The organism is Fusobacterium necrogenes (assembly GCF_900450765.1).
GTDB lineage: Bacteria > Fusobacteriota > Fusobacteriia > Fusobacteriales > Fusobacteriaceae > Fusobacterium_A > Fusobacterium_A necrogenes.
Map to the genome: position 1 here is coordinate 1,587,867 of NZ_UGGU01000003.1, position 17,477 is coordinate 1,605,343.

Annotated in this window: 20 protein-coding genes; 7 read left to right on the forward strand and 13 right to left on the reverse strand. The window is 30.3% G+C overall.

All coding sequences use genetic code 11. From position 1 onward, the window contains the following. Window positions 1-24 precede the first annotated feature (24 nt). The 5 genes from DYA59_RS07455 (at window position 25) to yfcC (ending at window position 4,946) form a co-directional block, all read left to right on the forward strand. Window positions 25-600, forward strand: a complete 576-nt coding sequence (locus tag DYA59_RS07455; RefSeq protein ID WP_115270885.1) for a metal-sensing transcriptional repressor — start codon at window positions 25-27, stop codon at window positions 598-600. Window positions 601-612: 12 nt separating this feature from the next. Next, window positions 613-1,272: a response regulator transcription factor gene (locus tag DYA59_RS07460; RefSeq protein ID WP_115270887.1), complete on the forward strand. Its 660-nt coding sequence runs from the start codon at window positions 613-615 to the stop codon at window positions 1,270-1,272. Between the two features lie 3 nt (window positions 1,273-1,275). Beyond that, complete coding sequence (locus DYA59_RS07465) at window positions 1,276-2,673, forward strand: sensor histidine kinase (protein ID WP_115270889.1); 1,398 nt, start codon at window positions 1,276-1,278, stop codon at window positions 2,671-2,673. Then, entirely contained in the window at window positions 2,670-3,326 is a 657-nt protein-coding gene (locus DYA59_RS07470) for an N-glycosylase/DNA lyase (RefSeq protein ID WP_115270891.1), read from the forward strand. The genes DYA59_RS07465 and DYA59_RS07470 overlap by 4 nt, the downstream gene beginning before the upstream one ends. A 117-nt stretch (window positions 3,327-3,443) precedes the next feature. Beyond that, the gene (gene yfcC / locus DYA59_RS07475; protein WP_115270893.1) at window positions 3,444-4,946 is read left to right on the forward strand and encodes a putative basic amino acid antiporter YfcC; all 1,503 of its coding nucleotides are present in this window, start codon (window positions 3,444-3,446) and stop codon (window positions 4,944-4,946) included. A 194-nt stretch (window positions 4,947-5,140) separates the two neighbouring features. On the opposite strand, the gene hydG is transcribed toward yfcC, so the two are convergent. Both hydG and DYA59_RS07485 read right to left on the reverse strand, forming a co-directional pair. After that, complete coding sequence (gene hydG, locus DYA59_RS07480) at window positions 5,141-6,544, reverse strand: [FeFe] hydrogenase H-cluster radical SAM maturase HydG (protein ID WP_115270895.1); 1,404 nt, start codon at window positions 6,542-6,544, stop codon at window positions 5,141-5,143. 91 nt (window positions 6,545-6,635) lie between these two features. Beyond that, complete coding sequence (locus tag DYA59_RS07485) at window positions 6,636-8,138, reverse strand: YifB family Mg chelatase-like AAA ATPase (protein ID WP_115270897.1); 1,503 nt, start codon at window positions 8,136-8,138, stop codon at window positions 6,636-6,638. Window positions 8,139-8,274: 136 nt separating this feature from the next. On the opposite strand from DYA59_RS07485, the gene DYA59_RS07490 reads away from it, so the two are divergent. Beyond that, on the forward strand, window positions 8,275-8,586 hold the full coding sequence (locus tag DYA59_RS07490) for a hypothetical protein (protein ID WP_115270899.1): 312 nt from the start codon (window positions 8,275-8,277) through the stop codon (window positions 8,584-8,586). Then, window positions 8,586-9,389, forward strand: coding sequence for a bifunctional hydroxymethylpyrimidine kinase/phosphomethylpyrimidine kinase (thiD, locus tag DYA59_RS07495; protein ID WP_115270901.1), 804 nt, complete (start codon window positions 8,586-8,588; stop codon window positions 9,387-9,389). Before DYA59_RS07490 ends, thiD begins: the two co-directional genes overlap by 1 nt. Before the next feature lie 152 nt (window positions 9,390-9,541). Here the strand turns inward: thiD and atpC are convergent, their stop codons facing one another. The 11 genes from atpC to DYA59_RS07550 all read right to left on the reverse strand — a co-directional run bounded on the left by atpC (window position 9,542) and on the right by DYA59_RS07550 (window position 17,467). Continuing rightward, on the reverse strand, window positions 9,542-9,946 hold the full coding sequence (gene atpC / locus DYA59_RS07500) for an ATP synthase F1 subunit epsilon (RefSeq protein ID WP_115270903.1): 405 nt from the start codon (window positions 9,944-9,946) through the stop codon (window positions 9,542-9,544). A 2-nt stretch (window positions 9,947-9,948) separates the two neighbouring features. Beyond that, entirely contained in the window at window positions 9,949-11,349 is a 1,401-nt protein-coding gene (gene atpD, locus DYA59_RS07505) for a F0F1 ATP synthase subunit beta (protein ID WP_115270905.1), read from the reverse strand. Window positions 11,350-11,367: 18 nt separating this feature from the next. Then, complete coding sequence (gene atpG / locus DYA59_RS07510; RefSeq protein WP_115270907.1) at window positions 11,368-12,219, reverse strand: ATP synthase F1 subunit gamma; 852 nt, start codon at window positions 12,217-12,219, stop codon at window positions 11,368-11,370. Between the two features lie 14 nt (window positions 12,220-12,233). Further along, window positions 12,234-13,736 carry a F0F1 ATP synthase subunit alpha gene (gene atpA, locus DYA59_RS07515; RefSeq protein ID WP_115270909.1) on the reverse strand — a complete coding sequence of 501 codons (1,503 nt, stop codon included), beginning with the start codon at window positions 13,734-13,736 and terminating at the stop codon, window positions 12,234-12,236. 27 nt (window positions 13,737-13,763) lie between these two features. Next, window positions 13,764-14,288: an ATP synthase F1 subunit delta gene (gene atpH / locus DYA59_RS07520; RefSeq protein WP_115270911.1), complete on the reverse strand. Its 525-nt coding sequence runs from the start codon at window positions 14,286-14,288 to the stop codon at window positions 13,764-13,766. Continuing rightward, entirely contained in the window at window positions 14,285-14,791 is a 507-nt protein-coding gene (atpF, locus tag DYA59_RS07525; RefSeq protein WP_005882861.1) for a F0F1 ATP synthase subunit B, read from the reverse strand. Before atpF ends, atpH begins: the two co-directional genes overlap by 4 nt. A 56-nt stretch (window positions 14,792-14,847) precedes the next feature. Further along, window positions 14,848-15,120 (reverse strand): ATP synthase F0 subunit C, encoded by a 273-nt coding sequence (gene atpE / locus DYA59_RS07530; protein ID WP_005882859.1) that lies wholly within the window; start codon window positions 15,118-15,120, stop codon window positions 14,848-14,850. A gap of 28 nt (window positions 15,121-15,148) precedes the next feature. Beyond that, window positions 15,149-16,018 carry a F0F1 ATP synthase subunit A gene (atpB, locus tag DYA59_RS07535; protein ID WP_407918893.1) on the reverse strand — a complete coding sequence of 290 codons (870 nt, stop codon included), beginning with the start codon at window positions 16,016-16,018 and terminating at the stop codon, window positions 15,149-15,151. A 31-nt stretch (window positions 16,019-16,049) separates the two neighbouring features. After that, window positions 16,050-16,427, reverse strand: coding sequence for an ATP synthase subunit I (locus tag DYA59_RS07540; protein WP_115270913.1), 378 nt, complete (start codon window positions 16,425-16,427; stop codon window positions 16,050-16,052). A gap of 9 nt (window positions 16,428-16,436) precedes the next feature. Continuing rightward, window positions 16,437-16,655: an AtpZ/AtpI family protein gene (locus DYA59_RS07545; RefSeq protein ID WP_115270915.1), complete on the reverse strand. Its 219-nt coding sequence runs from the start codon at window positions 16,653-16,655 to the stop codon at window positions 16,437-16,439. 104 nt (window positions 16,656-16,759) lie between these two features. Beyond that, entirely contained in the window at window positions 16,760-17,467 is a 708-nt protein-coding gene (locus DYA59_RS07550) for a class I SAM-dependent DNA methyltransferase (protein WP_115270917.1), read from the reverse strand. Between the last annotated feature and the right edge of the window lie 10 nt (window positions 17,468-17,477).

Below are 17,477 nucleotides of genomic sequence, written 5' to 3' on the forward strand. Positions count from 1 at the left end.
TAGCATATTGTATAAGGTGGTAAAATGGAAAATAAAGAGATGGAGATTCAAAGACATTGCTTATCTAATGAAAGTAGTTTTAGAAAAAATCTTATTTCAAGAATAAATAGAATAGCTGGACAATTGAGAGGAATAGAAAAAATGATGTTAAATCATGTAAAGTGTGATGAGATATTAAATCAAGTTTCCTCAGTAAAATCTGCTCTTAATGGAATAGCTAAAGTTGTATTAGAAGCACATTTAAGAAGTTGTGTAGTAGAAGAGATAAAATCTGGCTTTGAAAAACAAGCAACTTCAGAATTAATAGAAACTTTAAGTAAATTGATGGATAAAAATGGAAGTAGAACTCAAGAAAGTAACGATAATATAATAAGAAAAGTAGAAAAGCAGATAGAGAAAATAAAAGAATGTATAGAAAAAGATGAGTGCTGTAGTAGTATCTTAAAAGAGATAGCCATTATAAAAAACGAACTAGACAGTATGTCTAAAGTTATATTGGAAAGACATATAAAGAACTGTTTAGTGAGAGACATAAAACTTGGTTTCGAAGAAAAGATTGTAGATGATTTTTTATATACGATTAATAAAATGATAAAATAACGGAGGGCAGATATGAAAAAGATTTTAGTAATAGATGACGAGTGGAAAATCAGAAAATTAATAAAAGATTATCTTATAAGAGAAGGATACATGGTAGAAGAAGCTGGAGATGGAGAAGAGGGACTTGATAAATTTTTCTCTAATTCATATGATATTGTAATCCTTGATATTATGTTGCCAAAAATAGATGGTTGGAGTGTTTGTAGAAAAATAAGAGAGGAGTCACAAGTACCTATTATTATGCTTACAGCTAGAGCAGATGAAAGTGATCAGCTTTTTGGATTTGAACTTGAAACTGATGAATATATGGTGAAACCATTTAATCCTAAATTACTAGTAGCAAAGGTTAAAGCTTTATTAAGAAGAGATGGAAAAATAGTAGATAAAGGCCCATTAATATTTGGTAATTTATCAATAGATGGAATAAAAAGAGAAGTAAAACTAAAAGATGAAATATTAGATTTAACCCCTAAAGAATATGATTTATTATATTTTTTTGTAGAAAATAAAGGAATTGCCCTCTCAAGAGAAAAAATTTTAAATTCTGTATGGGGCTGGGATTATTTTGGAGATTCTAGAACTGTTGACACCCACATTAAGAGATTAAGAAAAAAAATAGGTGATAATTATGTACAGACTGTTAGAGGTTTTGGTTATAAATTTGAGGAGTAATATATGAAAATAAGATGGAAACTATTTCTCTTAATGCTATGTATGGTATTGATGATAATAGGTGGGTTTGTTTTGACTAATACTGTCTATCTTGAAAGATTTTACCTAACTAACAAAAAAGAAAAGCTTATTCAAATGGGAAGGGTTATAACAGATCCTAATTATATAGTTGATTTTAGAAATTTAGAAATTCAAAACAACGCTGAAATATTAATAAAAAAATGGGAACAAGTAGATAAGTACTTGCAAAAAAAACAACTCACTGAACAGGAAATAAATGAGATAAAGGAAAGTTTTAAGGGTGATGAGCCAATTTTTAAAACTGTTTCTTATGACGATTATAGAGGCAAAGTCCTAATTCTATTTATGCCATATAAATCAAATAGATATATTGAAATAATTACTCCTTTGAGTCTTATTCAAGAAGGATTAGACTTATCAACTAAATATCATCTACAATTAATAATCCTATCTTTCGTTATTGGTTCATCGATTGCATTTGTATTTTCCAAGGCTATGGTAAATCCTATACTTGAAATAAAAGAGATAACACAAAAAATAGCAATGTTAGATTTTTCTAGAAAATTTGAATCTGATAGAACAGATGAAATAGGAGAATTAGGAGAAGCTATCAATAAGATGGGAGAAACTCTTGAAAAAAATATTGCTGAATTAAATGAACTTAATAAAAAGTTAAGAGCTGATATTGAAAAAGAGAAAAACCTAGATAAATTACGAAAGGAATTTGTGGCTTGTGTAAGTCATGAACTGAAGACTCCTGTTGCTATAATTCAAGGATATGCACAAGGTTTACTTGAAAATGTAGCAACTGAAGAGGATAGAGATTTCTATTGTAATGTTATAATTGAAGAAAGTTACAAAATGGATAGCTTAGTAAAAGAACTACTACTAATCTCACAAATAGAAGCTGGATACTTTAAGATGCAAATGGAAAAAGTAACTATATCTTGTCTCATTAAAGATGTAATAGGAAAATATTCCCCAAAATTACATAAAATAATATATGAAAATAAAAATGATATTCTCATATTATGTGATGAAAAATATATAGATAGAGTCTTAGATAACTTAGTGTCTAATGCTATTAAATATAAAACTGGTAATTCGCCTATTCATATTAAAGTAGAGGAAAAAGAGGATAGCTGTATAGTTACTGTTAGTAATGAAAGCAATAATTTAGAAGAAAAAGACTTAGATACTATATGGAATCCTTTTGTTAGGCTTAATAGTGCAATAGGAAAGGAAGGACATGGACTTGGTTTAGCAATAGTAGCTGGTATCCTTGAAAATCATAAATGTAATTATGGTGTATATCTGTCAAATAAAAATATAGTGAATTTCTGGTTTGAATTAAGAAAATATAATGGTGAGGAAAATTGAAAAAAAATAAGTATTTCTATGATATAGAAAAAGTCTATTTTGAAAAAAAAGATGATATAGAAAAAAGATTAAAAGAATTTAAAGAAGTATGGGAGAATGGAGATAATAAAGATATTCATGTAGAATTATCTTTTTGTATACTTACACCACAATCTAAGGCTATAAATGCTTGGAAAGCTATCTCAACCTTAAGAGATAATGGATTGCTTTTTAATGGTTCAAAAGAAGAAATAGTCGAATATCTTAATATTGTAAGATTTAAAAACAATAAAGCAAAATATCTAATAGAGCTTAGAGAAAAAATGAAAGATGAAAAAGGAGAATTCATAACTAAAAATTTTTTTTCAAGCTTTGAGGATATGAAAGAAGCTAGAAAGTGGATAGTTAAAAATATAAAAGGAATGGCATTCAAAGAAGCTAGCCATTTTTTAAGAAATATAGGTTTTGGGAAAGAAATATCTATTTTAGATAGACATATCTTAAAAAATTTAGTGAAATTAGAAGTAATTGATGAAGTTCCTAAAAATATAACTCCAAAGCTTTACTTAGAAATTGAAGAAAAAATGAAAAAATATTGTCATTTTATAAATATTTCAATGGATAGTTTAGATTTATTACTTTGGTATTTAGAAGCTGGCGAAATATTTAAATAAGCCTTACAATTTTTCTATTTTTATATCTTAAATAGAAATCAATTATTAATTTCTTATTGATAAAATGCAGCATTTGAAGTATAATAATTAAGATATAAAATTAATTAGGAGGTAAGGATGAAAAAAAAATTCAACATACCAGATACGTATGTTATAATATTTTTTGTTGTAATTTTTGCAGCAATATTAACATATACTGTACCTATTGGAAAATTCCAAATGGAGAAGATAACTTATACAACTGAAACAGGAGTTGAAAAAACAAGGACTGTTCCCATAGCCGGAAGTTTTTCATACGAGTTAAATGATCAGGGAGAACCATTAATAAAAGGAGTAAAATTTTTTGAACCTGGTGGTGAAGTTGGAATATCTAATTATATTTTTGAAGGAATAACAAGTGGAGACAAATGGGGAACAGCAGTTGGAGTAATTGCTTTCATTATAATAACTGGTGGAGCTTTTGGAATAATTTTAAGAACTAGAGCTGTAGAAGCTGGATTATTTAATCTTATTAAAAAGACTAAAGGTTCTGAATATCTTTTACTTCCAGTAGTATTTTTCTTTTTTTCACTAGGAGGTGCAGTATTTGGAATGGGTGAAGAGGCCATTCCATTTGCAATGATACTTATCCCCATAGTTATAGGAATGGGATATGATGCTATAACTGGAATTATGATTACTTACATATCTACTCAAATAGGATTTGCTACTTCATGGATGAATCCTTTCAGCGTTGCTATAGCACAAGGAGTAGCTGGAATTCCTGTTTTATCTGCAGCAGGTTTTAGAATAATCATGTGGATATTCTTCACTGCTTTAGGTATTACATTTACAATGATATATGCTAAAAAAGTGAAAGCTAATCCTCAATCTTCAATATCCTATGAATCAGATACTTATTATAGAAATGAATTCAATTTTTCTGACCATCAAGATCTGAAATTTGAAATTGGGCATAAATTAGTTTTACTAGCTATAGCTTTAGGTATGGTCTGGATAATCTATGGAGTTATAAAATTTGGTTACTTTCTTCCTGAAATTGCTACTCAATTTGTAATTATGGGAGTAATTGCTGGTATTATTGGAGTTATATTTAGGCTAGATAATATGAAAATAAATGATATAGCATCTTCGTTTAGAAAAGGTGCTGAGGATCTAATAGGTGCTGCATTAGTTGTCGGAATGGCCAAAGGAATTGTACTTGTCCTTGGAGGAGCAGATGCAGAAATACCTAGTGTCTTAAATACTGTTCTTAACTGGGTAGCAGAAAGTTTAAGCGGATTTCCTCCTGCAATTTGTGCTTGGGTCATGTATATATTTCAATCAATATTTAATTTTTTTGTTGTCTCTGGCTCAGGACAGGCAGCTCTTACTATGCCTATAATGGCTCCTCTATCAGATTTAGTAGGTGTGCCTAGACAGGTAGCTGTATTAGCTTTCCAATTAGGAGATGGCTTTACCAATTTAATAGTACCAACTTCTGGAATATTAATTGCTATATTAGGAATAGCTAAATTAGATTGGTTAGTATGGGCTAGATTTCAAATAAAATTTCAAGCAATTTTATTCTTTTTTGGCTCATTATTTGTAATAGCTGCTGTACTAATAAATTTACAGTAGATAGAAAAAGAATAATTTTTATTAAAAAATAAAATAATTTAAAAATCATAAATAAAAAAAAGGAAAAAATTTACTATAGTTAACTCTATATAAGTAGTTATGACTAAAAGCAAATTTTTTCCTTTTATATTATTAATAAGCCCATTTTAAAATTTCAGTCTAATAGTTGCAGAAATAATTTCTCTTTCAGATTACTATACTGAAATATCTCTTTTTCCATTCTCAATATCTTTTAAAAATCCTTTTATTTTATTTTTAAAATTTTCATTTGGCATCTTTTCAATGGCCTCTAATATTGCTGTATCTCCAAGTTTTCTTAAATCTTCATTAGCATAATCTAGTAAAAACTCTTTTAATGTCATAAGGGCATTAGCTTCACACATTACATTTATTTTCCCACTCTTAGCTATCTCCATAAATCTATCTCCAGTTCTTCCTGAACGATAACAAGCTGTACAATAACTTGGAATATATCCACTATTTATTAAACTTGCTAACATCTCCATTGGAGAACGATGATCTCCTACTTCAAATTGAGCAGTATTTTCATTTGCTTCAGAATATCCTCCTACACCTGTACAAGAACCTGTACTTACTTGAGATATCCCCAATTCAATTACTTCATCTCTAAATCCTGCTTCCTCCCTTGTAGATAAAATCATTCCTGTATATGGTACAGCAAGTCTTAATACAGCTACTAATCTCTTAAACTCTTCATCATTTACTAAATATGGATATTGAGCTAAAGTCACATTACTAGCCTCTCTTAATCTTGGAACTGATATTGTATGAGGCCCTACACCAGTAACTCTTTCTAACTCATTAGCATAAAGTATCATAGCTACTGTTTCATATTTATGTTCGTATAATCCATATAATACTCCTATACCGACATCATCTATTCCAGCTTCTCTAGCTCTGAACATAGCTGTTGTATGGTAGTAGTAATCTTTTTTAGGTCCAGATAAATGTAATTTTTCATAAGTAGGTTTGTGGAAAGACTCTTGGAAAAGAGTATAAGTTCCTATCTCAGCTTCTTTTAATTTTTTATAATTTTCAACAGTTGTAGCTGCTATATTGATATTTATTCTTCTTATATTTCCATTTTCAAATTTTATAGAGTATATATCCTTAATACATTGTAAAATATAATCTAAAGAACAATTGACTGGATCCTCCCCAGCTTCTAAAACTATTCTCTTATGTCCTAATTTTTCAAGAGCTTTAACTTCATTTATTAACTCTTCTCTCGTTAATTTTTTTCTATTCAAATCTTCATTACAATGTTGATATCCACAATAAACACAATTATTTACACAATAGTTACTTACATAAAGTGGAGCAAACATAACTATTCTTTTTCCATAAATTTTTTCTTTTACTTGTTTAGCTACCTTAAACATCTTAGCTAATAGCTCTTTATCTTCAACATTTAGAAGAATAGCTGCCTCTTCTGCAGTTATTCCTTCCGCTAGAGCTGCCTTTTGAATTATTTTTTCTACTTCATTTCTATTTTTTGCTTTTTCTTTGGCAAAACCTAATATAGAATAAATTTTATCTGCATCTAAAAAATCAATATCATATTTCTCTTCTTTCATTCCTCATCCTCCAATCAAAATTGACTTTTAAAGTAAATTAATTCTTATTATATCATAATCTGAATAAAAAAGGTCATATTTTTTATTTTTTTTATCTATTTCTGAAGGATACAGCTTCCATAAGATGTTCTTTCTCAATATTTTCACTTCCTGCTAAGTCAGCAATTGTCCTTGCTACTTTTAAAATTTTATCATATCCCCTAGCTGAAATTTCCATTACTTGAATTACTCTTTTAAAATATTCCATATTCTCTTTTGATAACTTACAATATTTTTGAATTTGTTTTTGAGAGATAGTACCATTATATGCTCCCTCTCCATATCTTTTTCTCTGAATCTCTCTAGCTTTTAAAACTCTCTCTTTAATCTCTTTTGAACTCTCTCCAGACTTATAGGTCATAAGTTCTTCCTCTGTAAGTCTTCTCATCTCTACGTGCAAATCTATTCTATCCATAATTGGTCCTGAGATTTTCTTCATATATTTATTTATCTCTGTTTGAGTACAGTTACACTTTCCATTGTCATCTAATAAAAATCCACAAGGACACGGGTTACTAGCTCCAATAAAAATGAAGTCTGTTTTAAATTCAACCCTATATTGAGCTCTTGAAATTGAAACTATTCCATCTTCTAAAGGTTGCCTCAAACTCTCTAGTACACTTCTTGAAAATTCAGCTAACTCATCTAAAAAAAGAACTCCCCCAGAAGCTAAACTTACCTCTCCCGGTATTACCTTTTTTCCTCCTCCTACTATAGCTACTGGAGTACTTGTATGATGTGGTGCTCTAAATGGAGGAATATCTATTATTGGTCTCTCTTCTGAAAGTTCACCTGCAATACTATATATCTTAGTACTATCTACTATTTCTTTTTCATTCAATGATGGTAATATAGTTGTTATTCTCTTGCATAACATTGTTTTTCCAGAGCCTGGACTTCCTATCATAATTAAATTATGTTTACCTGCTGCTGCAATCTCTAAAGCTCTTTTCGCCATCGTCTGTCCTTTTACATCAGAAAAATCTAATTCTGGTCCTTCAATAGAAGGTATTATTTTCCTTTGTACATCTTTTACTATATTTTTAGATATAAACTCAGCCACATCTTGTAAATTTTTCACAGGTATTACCTCTACTCCTTTTATCAAAGTAGCTTCTTGATAATTTTCTACTGGAAGTACTACCCCTTTATACCCTTTTTCTTTTGCAAAGATTACACTATTAAGCGCTCCTCTAACTCTTTTAATATCCCCGTTCAATGACAATTCTCCTAAAAATAGATAATGTTCTAATATATTATATCGATCTTTTAAAAAACCCATGGCCATCATTATACCAACAGCAATAGGTAAATCAAAATGCGCTCCCTCTTTTTTTACACCAGCCGGAGATAAATTTATTATTATCTTTTTAGGTTCTAACTTAAAATTACTATTTTTTAAAGCAGTTCTTATTCTGTCTTTACTTTCTGAAATGGCTGTATCTCCCAAACCTATTATAGAAAAATTAGGAAGTCCATTACTTATATCTACTTCTACCTCTACAAGAAATGATTCTATACCTATATAACTAGAACTCAAAACTTTTTTATTCATATTACCACTCTCCCCAAAAATATCATCTTAGTACAATTATACCATATTTAAATATTTATTCTACTCTTAGTACTTGAAAAATACTCATACTTATAATATAATCAAGATAGTAAATTAATTAAAAGGAGATAAATATATGTTTTATAGTGTATTTTTTAAATTAAAAAATGAAAATGAGATTAAGAAAATTTTAAATTTTCTATCTAAAGAAGAAATTTTAGAAAAAATATACTTTCCTTATAAAAATACTGGAAAATTTGACTTTAATAATACTACAATAAAAAAGGAAGAGTTGGAATTTTTTCAAATTATAGAAACAGGATTGCACTCTCCTGAAAACTATGATAATGTAAAAAGATATATAAAAGAAACTCAACAGCTTGGAGAAAAATTTTTAAATGAAAAATTCCCTAACTACTATGCTAAAGATATTACAGAGGAGTTATAATGAAAAATGTTTTAACTATAGCTGGTTCTGATAGTAGTGGTGGAGCTGGAATTCAAGCAGATATTAAAACTATGGGGGCTTTGGGTGTACATGGTATGAGTGTTATCACAGCTGTTACTGCTCAAAACTCCCTTGGAGTACAAAAATCTTTCCCTCTTACTCCTGAAATTATTGGAGAACAACTAGAGTCTCTTTTCTCTGATATAGAGATTGATGGAGTAAAGATAGGTATGGTTTCAGATGTAGAGATAATTAAAATTATTAGAGAAAAACTTTTAAAGTATTCTGCTAAAAATATTGTAATTGATACTGTTATGGTTTCTAAAAATGGTTATCATCTTCTTAAACCTGAAGCAGTAGAGGAATTAAAATCTCTTATCTCTATTAGTACCCTTGTTACTCCAAATATTCCAGAAACTGAAATATTAGCTGATATGAAAATAAAAACTCAAGAAGATATAAAAAAAGCTTGTATCAAAATTGCAAAACTTGGAGTAAAAGCTATCTTAATAAAGGGTGGACACAGTGATGAAAATAGTTGTACTGATACACTATACTTTGAAAATAGTTTTTATCACTACACTACACCTAGACTAGAAAATAAAAATACTCATGGAACAGGTTGTACTCTTTCATCTGCTATCACAACTTTTTTAGCTAAAGAAAAAAGTATTCCAATTAGTGTAGAGCTTGGAAAAAAATATATTACCAAAGCCATTGAAAACTCTTTTGACTTAGGTCATGGAATAGGGCCATTGGGACATTTTATTGAAATTTATAAGAAATTGAGCATCAAATATTAAAACAAATGAGCAATCCAATAAAAAAATATCAAAAAATGAAAGAGTATATCTGAATATCTCTAGTATTCTTTTTTCTCCTCTTTACAAAAATTATCTAAAACTACAATTATAAATAATAAATTAAAAGCAGCCAAAATTGACTGCTTTTTTATTTACAATAATTTCTCTGCAACATGTACTTTCATTAACGCTTTATGTAGATTTTTTTGAGTTAGAAGAATATCCTTATCTTCTTGAAGTTTATCAAGTTTTGCTTTAAGTTCTTCTACCTCTCTTTTAGCTCTCTCTACATCAAGCTGATCAGCTGGTATAGCTTCACTAGCTATAATAGTTACCACATTGTTAGAAATTTCTAATAATCCTTCTGAAACAAAGTATTTATCTTCTTTTCCATCAAGTCTTATTTTCATTTCTCCTGTACTAAGCCCAGCTATAAATGGAGAGTGATTAGGAAGTATTCCCATATCTCCTTCTGTTGTTCTTACAAGAACAAACTCAGCTTCTTGCTCAAGAACTTTCTCCTCATAAGTTACAACTTTTATTTTAAATGTAGCCATAACTATTCATCCCCTTTCATAAGGTCTCTCGCCTTTGCTACTGCCTCCTCTATTGTTCCTACATATAGGAAAGCTTGTTCAGGGATATCGTCATGTTTACCTTCTAATATCTCTTTAAATCCTCTGATTGTCTCTTTTACTGGAACATATTTTCCTTCCATTCCTGTAAATTGCTCAGCAACTGAGAATGGTTGAGAGAAGAATCTTTGAATTTTTCTTGCTCTTGATACAGTAAGTTTATCTTCATCAGATAACTCGTCCATACCTAGAATAGCAATGATATCTTGAAGTTCTTTATATCTTTGTAATACTTCTTGTACCTCTCTAGCAACATTGTAGTGCTCAGTTCCAACTATATCAGCGGATAGAGCTTTAGATGTTGAATCTAATGGGTCAACTGCTGGATAGATTCCTAGTGATGCTATTTGTCTTGACAGAACTGTTGTAGCATCTAAGTGTGAGAATGTTGTTGCTGGTGCTGGGTCAGTTAAGTCGTCTGCTGGTACATATACAGCTTGAACTGATGTAATTGATCCAGATTTAGTAGATGTGATTCTTTCTTGAAGAGCTCCCATCTCTGTAGCTAGGTTTGGTTGATATCCAACGGCAGAAGGCATTCTTCCTAATAGAGCTGATACTTCAGATCCAGCTTGTGTAAATCTGAATATGTTATCTATAAATAGTAAAACATCTTGTCCCTCTTTATCTCTGAAGTTCTCTGCTACAGTTAATCCTGTTAAAGCAACTCTTAGTCTTGCTCCAGGTGGCTCATTCATTTGTCCATAAACTAGAGATGTTTTAGATAAAACTCCTGATTCAGTCATTTCATCATAAAGGTCTCTTCCTTCTCTTGTTCTTTCTCCTACTCCAGCAAATACTGAAAGTCCTCCATGTCCCTTAGCAATGTTATTGATAAGCTCCATGATCAAAACTGTTTTTCCTACTCCAGCTCCTCCGAATAGACCAATTTTTCCTCCTTTAATATATGGTGCTAAAAGGTCTATTACTTTGATTCCTGTTTCGAAAATTTCAGTTTCTGTTTCTTGCTCCTCAAAGCTTGGAGCATCTCTATGTATAGGTAAATACTCATCTGTTTCAACTGGTCCGTTATCATCAACTGGTTGTCCTAAAACATTTAATATTCTTCCTAATACTGCTTTTCCTACTGGTACCTTTATAGGTGCTCCAGTATCTGTTACTTCCATACCTCTTTGTAGTCCGTCAGTAGAATCCATTGCTACTGCTCTTATTACATTATTACCTAAGTGTTGTTGTACTTCAAGTACAAGCTCTTTATCATCAACCTTAACTTTTAAGGCATTATATATATTAGGCAATTTATCTTTAAAAGCAACGTCTACAACGGCACTAATAATCTGAGTTATAGTTCCTTTGTTTTCCACCCTATTGCCTCCTAATCATTAATTTAAAGCTGCTGCTCCACCAACAATCTCTGTGATTTCTTGAGTGATTGCAGCTTGTCTTTCTCTATTGTACTTCAAGTTAAGCATTGTCATCATCTCTTCTGCATTTTCAGTTGCATTCTTCATAGAGTTCTTTCTAGCTGAATGCTCACTTGCAGCATTATTTAATAGAGCTTGATAAATCTCAACATTTAAATATTTTGGAAGAAGAGCAGATAAAATTGTTTCTGCATCTGGTTCAAAAATATATGAAGTATTTTCTTTAGCCTCTACTCTTTCTATTGGAATAAGTCTTTTAACTGTTAAATCACTTCTAAGAGCTGATACGAATTTATTATAAATTACATATACTTCATCAAAGATGTTTTCATAGTAGTAATCTACAATATTTTCACTGATCTCTTGAGCTTTTTTACCCATAGTTTCAGGAACAAGTTGTACATAACTTGCTTTTAAATCATAATTTCTCTTAGTACAGTAATCTCTTGCTTTCTTTCCGATAGCAATTACTGAAACCTCTTTTCCACTATTAGCTTTTCTAATCTTTTCTAACTCTTTTAGTGTTGCATGGTTAAAACTTCCACAAAGTCCTGTATCAGAAGTCATAACTATAACACCAATCTTTTTAACTTCATCTCTTCCATCAAAAAGAGGGTGTCTTTCACTTTTTATTCCAGCTGCTATATTTGAAAGTATAGTTTGAATACTCTCAGCAAATGGTCTAGATTTTACAACTAGAGCTGAAAATCTTTTAAATTTTGTAGTGGAAACTATTTCCATGGCTTTAGTAATTTGGTGAGTAGACTGAACACTTTTTATTCTATTTTTTATCTCTTTAGCTCCAGCCATTCTCCCACCTCTTCCTAGTTAAAATTCTTTTTAAATGCGTTAATAGCATCTCCTAATTTAGCTTCAATCTCTTTATCAAGAGCTTTTTTCTCTCTAATTTCATCAAGAATATTAGTTGTATTTTTTAATTCAGTTATTAATTCTGCTTCAAATCTTCTTACTTTATCTAATTCAACAGAATCTAAGTATCCATTGATTAATGCAAAGAATGATACTACTTGCTCTTCAACAGCATATGGTTTATATTGAGATTGCTTTAATACTTCCATGATTCTGTGTCCTCTTTCTAGTTGAGCTTTTGTAGCTTTATCTAGGTCAGAACCAAATTGAGCAAATGTTAATAACTCATTGTATTGTGCTAATTCAAGTTTTACTTTAGCAGCAACTTGTTTCATAGCTTTTATTTGAGCAGACCCTCCAACCCTTGAAACTGAGATCCCTGCGTTGATAGCTGGTCTGAATCCAGAGTTAAATAATTGAGAATCTAGGAATATTTGTCCATCTGTAATTGAAATTACGTTTGTTGGAATATATGCAGATACATCTCCAGCTTGTGTTTCAATTATTGGTAGAGCTGTTATTGAACCTCCACCTAATTTATCAGATAGTTTTGCTGCTCTTTCAAGTAATCTTGAGTGTAAGTAGAATACGTCTCCTGGATAAGCTTCCCTTCCAGGTGGTCTCTTAAGTAATAGTGACATCTCTCTATAAGCCACTGCATGTTTTGAAAGGTCGTCATATATTATTAATACATGTTCACCTTTATCCATGAAGTACTCTCCCATAGCTACTCCTGAGTATGGTGCCATATATTGTAATGGTGCAGCTTCTGATGCTGTAGCAGCAACGATAGTAGTGTACTCCATAGCTCCTGCATCTTCAAGCTTCTTATAAATTTGTGCTACAGTTGATCTTTTTTGTCCAATAGCAACATAGATACATTTTACCCCTGTTCCTTTTTGGTTGATAATAGCATCAATAGCTATAGCAGTCTTTCCTGTTTGTCTATCTCCAATAATCAATTCTCTTTGTCCTCTTCCAATAGGTACCATTCCATCTATAGATTTAATACCTGTTTGTAGCGGTTCAGATACAGGTTTTCTAGAGATAATTCCTGATGCTTTTCTCTCTATCTCCATATATTTTTCAGGTTTAATCTCACCTTTTCCATCAATTGGTTCTCCAAGGGCATTAACTACTCTTCCTAACATAGCTTCCCCTGCTGGAACTGAAACAACTCTTCCAGTAGCTTTAACTTCATCTCCTTCTTTAATTAGAGAGAAGTCTCCTAGAATAACGGCTCCAACGTTATCCTCTTCTAGGTTTAGTGCCATTCCCATTACTCCATGTGGGAACTCAAGAAGCTCTCCAGACATTGCACTGCTAAGTCCATAGATTCTTGCAATACCGTCTCCTACTTCTAATACTGAACCTGAAGTTTTTATATCAAGACTTTTTTTATAGTTCTCAATCTCATTTTTGATTATGCTGCTAATCTCTTCTGGTCTAATGTTCAACTGATTTACACCTCCTGTTACAAATCATTATCTTTTCTTTATATTTTCTAGCTCTTTACGTATAGAACCATCTATTACAGTATCACCTATTCTAATGATACCTCCTCCTAAGATGCTCTTATCAACCTTTACAGCCAGTTTGACTTTTTTACCAGTTTTCTTTTCTAAGTTTGCTATCAACTTAGTTTTTTGAGCTTCACTAGGTTCAACAGCAAAAGTAGTCTCTACATCTACTATCTGATTTTTTTCATAATAAATTTTAAGATACTCAGCTGTTATATTTCTTATGTTTTCCATTCTTTTTTTATCTAAGATATAGAAAATTATATTTTCTATTGTCTCGTCAGAATTTTTAAACATCTCTTTTAAAACTCTTTTTTTCTCATCTAATTCAATTAGTGGATGAGTGATAAAAGTTTTAAATTCATTATCATTTTTATAAAGCTCCATCATTTGATTTAAAGCTTCATATATCTCTTTTACTTTATCACTAGAAACTGCGATTTCATAGATAGCCTCTGCATATCTTCTTCCTACTTGGTTAGCTATCATTTTTCTTCCCCTACCCCTTCTATAAACTCATCTATTAAGGTAGACTCGATTTTTGGATTTATTCTCTCTTCAATAAGTTTTTCAGCTAATTTAACTGCAAGAACTTTAACTTCCTCTTGTAATATCTCCTTAGCATCTGTTTTCATTTTAAGAGCTTCCATTTCTGCAGTTTTTATGATTTTTTCTCTTTGAGTTTTAGCCTCATTTAAGATACTTTCTCTTCTCTCATCTGCTTTTTTCTCAGCAGTTTTAAGAATTTCATTAGCTTCAATTTTAGCTTTTCTTAAAATTTCTTCAGATTCTTTTTGAAGTTTTATAGCTGCTTTTTTATTTTCATCAGCTTCTCTTAAATCGCTAGTTATCTTTTCTTTTCTACTGTCTAACATTTTACCTAAAGGTTTTTTGAAATACTTGTTAAACACAAATACAAGTATAAAAAAGTTTATTATCTGCCAGAACATATTAATATCTACTGATACTACTGGCATTATAGTTGTCGCCAAATTTTCTACCTCCTTTCCAGATGATAATCAGTTATTTTTTGTGACTGATTATAGGATTATCCTAATAATCCAATGAAAGGATTTGCATACATTAATATTAATGATACAACTAGTGAGTAAATACCTGTTGACTCAGATACTGCTTGTCCTAAAATCATTGTAGAGATGATATCTCCTTTTGCTTCTGGTTGTCTTGCTACTGATTCTACCGCTTTACCAGCTGCATATCCCTCTCCAATTCCTGGTCCTAATCCAGCTATCATTGCACATCCTACACCTACTGCTGATGCTGCTAATACTATTGTTTTTGCTAATAACATTTGATCCATTTTTTTACCTCCTGATATTTTTAAAACTTTATTCTTCTACATACTCACTGTCTCCAAGAGAACCTTGAATATATACCATACTTAACATTATAAATACGAAACTTTGTACTAATCCTGAGAATAGGTCAAAGTATAAGTGTAATCCTGCAGGTATTGCTGCTGGAGCTCCCATATATAGAAGTCCCATAATTACTCCTCCTGCAAATGCATTTCCGAAAAGTCTGACTGATATATTTACTGGTTTTGCAAATTCTCCAACAATATTTAATGGTAACATTACTGGAATTGGTGCTAAGAAACCTTTAAAATATCCTAAAACTCCATTTGTTTTTATACTTGCTTTTAAGAACATAAATGTTGTTAAAAGTGCCAATCCAACTGTTGTATTTAAGTCAGATGTTGGTGACCTAAATGCTGGGGCAAAAGTTATATGTCCATCAGCTACAGAAAACCATGGAATTGGAAAGAAACTTATTGTATTTGCTGTAAATATAAATAGAAATAGTGGTCCAATATATGATAGATATTTTTTCTTCCATGAACCCATCATTTGTCCTACTACACCATCTAAAAAAGCATATATACTTTCTAAGATAAGTTGTAATTTTCCTGGGATTACTTCTAATTTACTAGTTCCAACTCTAAAAAGTATAAACATAAACAATATTAAAAACCAAGTAGTAACTACTGTAATTGTAACTGGTAACCCATATCCGCCATTTCCTATCTCCATTGCAAATGGTATTTTATGAAGAAACTCTGGTAATGGTATAAAAAACACAACTTTTGGCCCTTCTACTAAAGGAGGTACTTGAAACTCTATAAAACTTAGTTTTCTTATTATTCCTCCGATTGCTGCTATTATAGCTATTGGAATGAGTGTTTTTATTTTATTCATTGACTATTTAACCTCCTTTCTTATCTTAATATTACTTTAGGTTTTTATCCCTGACTTTAATAATTTTATCAGAAAGAGCCATAAGCAAAATATTTACTTTTACACTTAAAAGCCCTAGTCCCGAACATATTATCATTGACAGCCCAAAAAATTTTGCCATCACTCCCAAGTAGACACCATATAGAGCATATCTTTGGATATATCCTAAGATACCTCTTTTATATGATCCCTGTTGCGTTACTACTATTTTTTTTACATCTAAACATAATAAATAAAGTCCTAAAATGGATATTAGTGCTCCTGAAAACATACCAAAATAAATTTCTCTACTTCCAATAACTATTCCATAAATAAATATTATCAGAGCAGTTATTCCAGTCCTTTTAAATAAACTTTTTACTTTCTCCACTTAATCACCTTATTTTTTCATTATTGCTACATAGGCATTATAAAATCCACTTATAATCCCTACCATAACAAATATTATAAACAATATCGTACTTTTAAATAAATACTTCTCTATCAATTTATAGATAGCAATATATAAGAGTATATTTCCTACTATCAAAAAACCTAAATAACTCAATAAAGACAATGCATGTATTATATCTTTTGTAATCCATCTATCAAATTTCATAATTTTACCATACACTTTACTATATATAATTCTATAATATAAAATAAAAATAGTCAAATTTATTCTTTTTTATTTTTTGTTTATTATTTTATTATAAATATTATTTATTTTTTCAATAAGTAAATAGTTCTTCTTCCAGCAATTTTATCATTTATAACTTTTTTAACTATTTTAAATCCTATTACTTCACTACTTTTTTCTATCTCGATGTCTGTAAAAATCTTTTTAGAATATGTTTCTGTAAATTTATCCCAACTTCCACGAGAATTTTTTAAAAAATATGTAGCATCTATATAATCTACTCCTTCCTCTATCTCATGTTCCCAAATACAAGTTATATCTTTTCTATTGTCTACAAAAAGTCCTCCAGGAAACATCATATCCATAAACTCTCTATCCACTACATCAAAAATATAGATTCCTCCATTATTTAAAGAGTTAACCACACTCTCTAAGTGACTCTCTAATTCCTCTACTGAAACCATATGATTTACAGTATCAAATAGTGACACCATAATATCATATTTATACCCAGTATCAAATTCAACCATATCTCCTAAAAAAAGTCTAACTTCTCTATGTTTTAATTTTCTTTGAGCTATTTTTAACATCTCTTCTGACAAATCCATACCATCACATTGATAGTTCTTTGTCATTCTTAGAAGTAATTCTCCTGTTCCACATCCTATATCTAAAAGAGTTTTTCCATTAGGTTGTCCCTCTTTTATTAACTCTTCTACCTGTTTTTCCCAAGATCCATAGTCAGAAAATTCCATAAATTTATCATATAATTTTGAGAAAACTTTATACATCTATCTCACC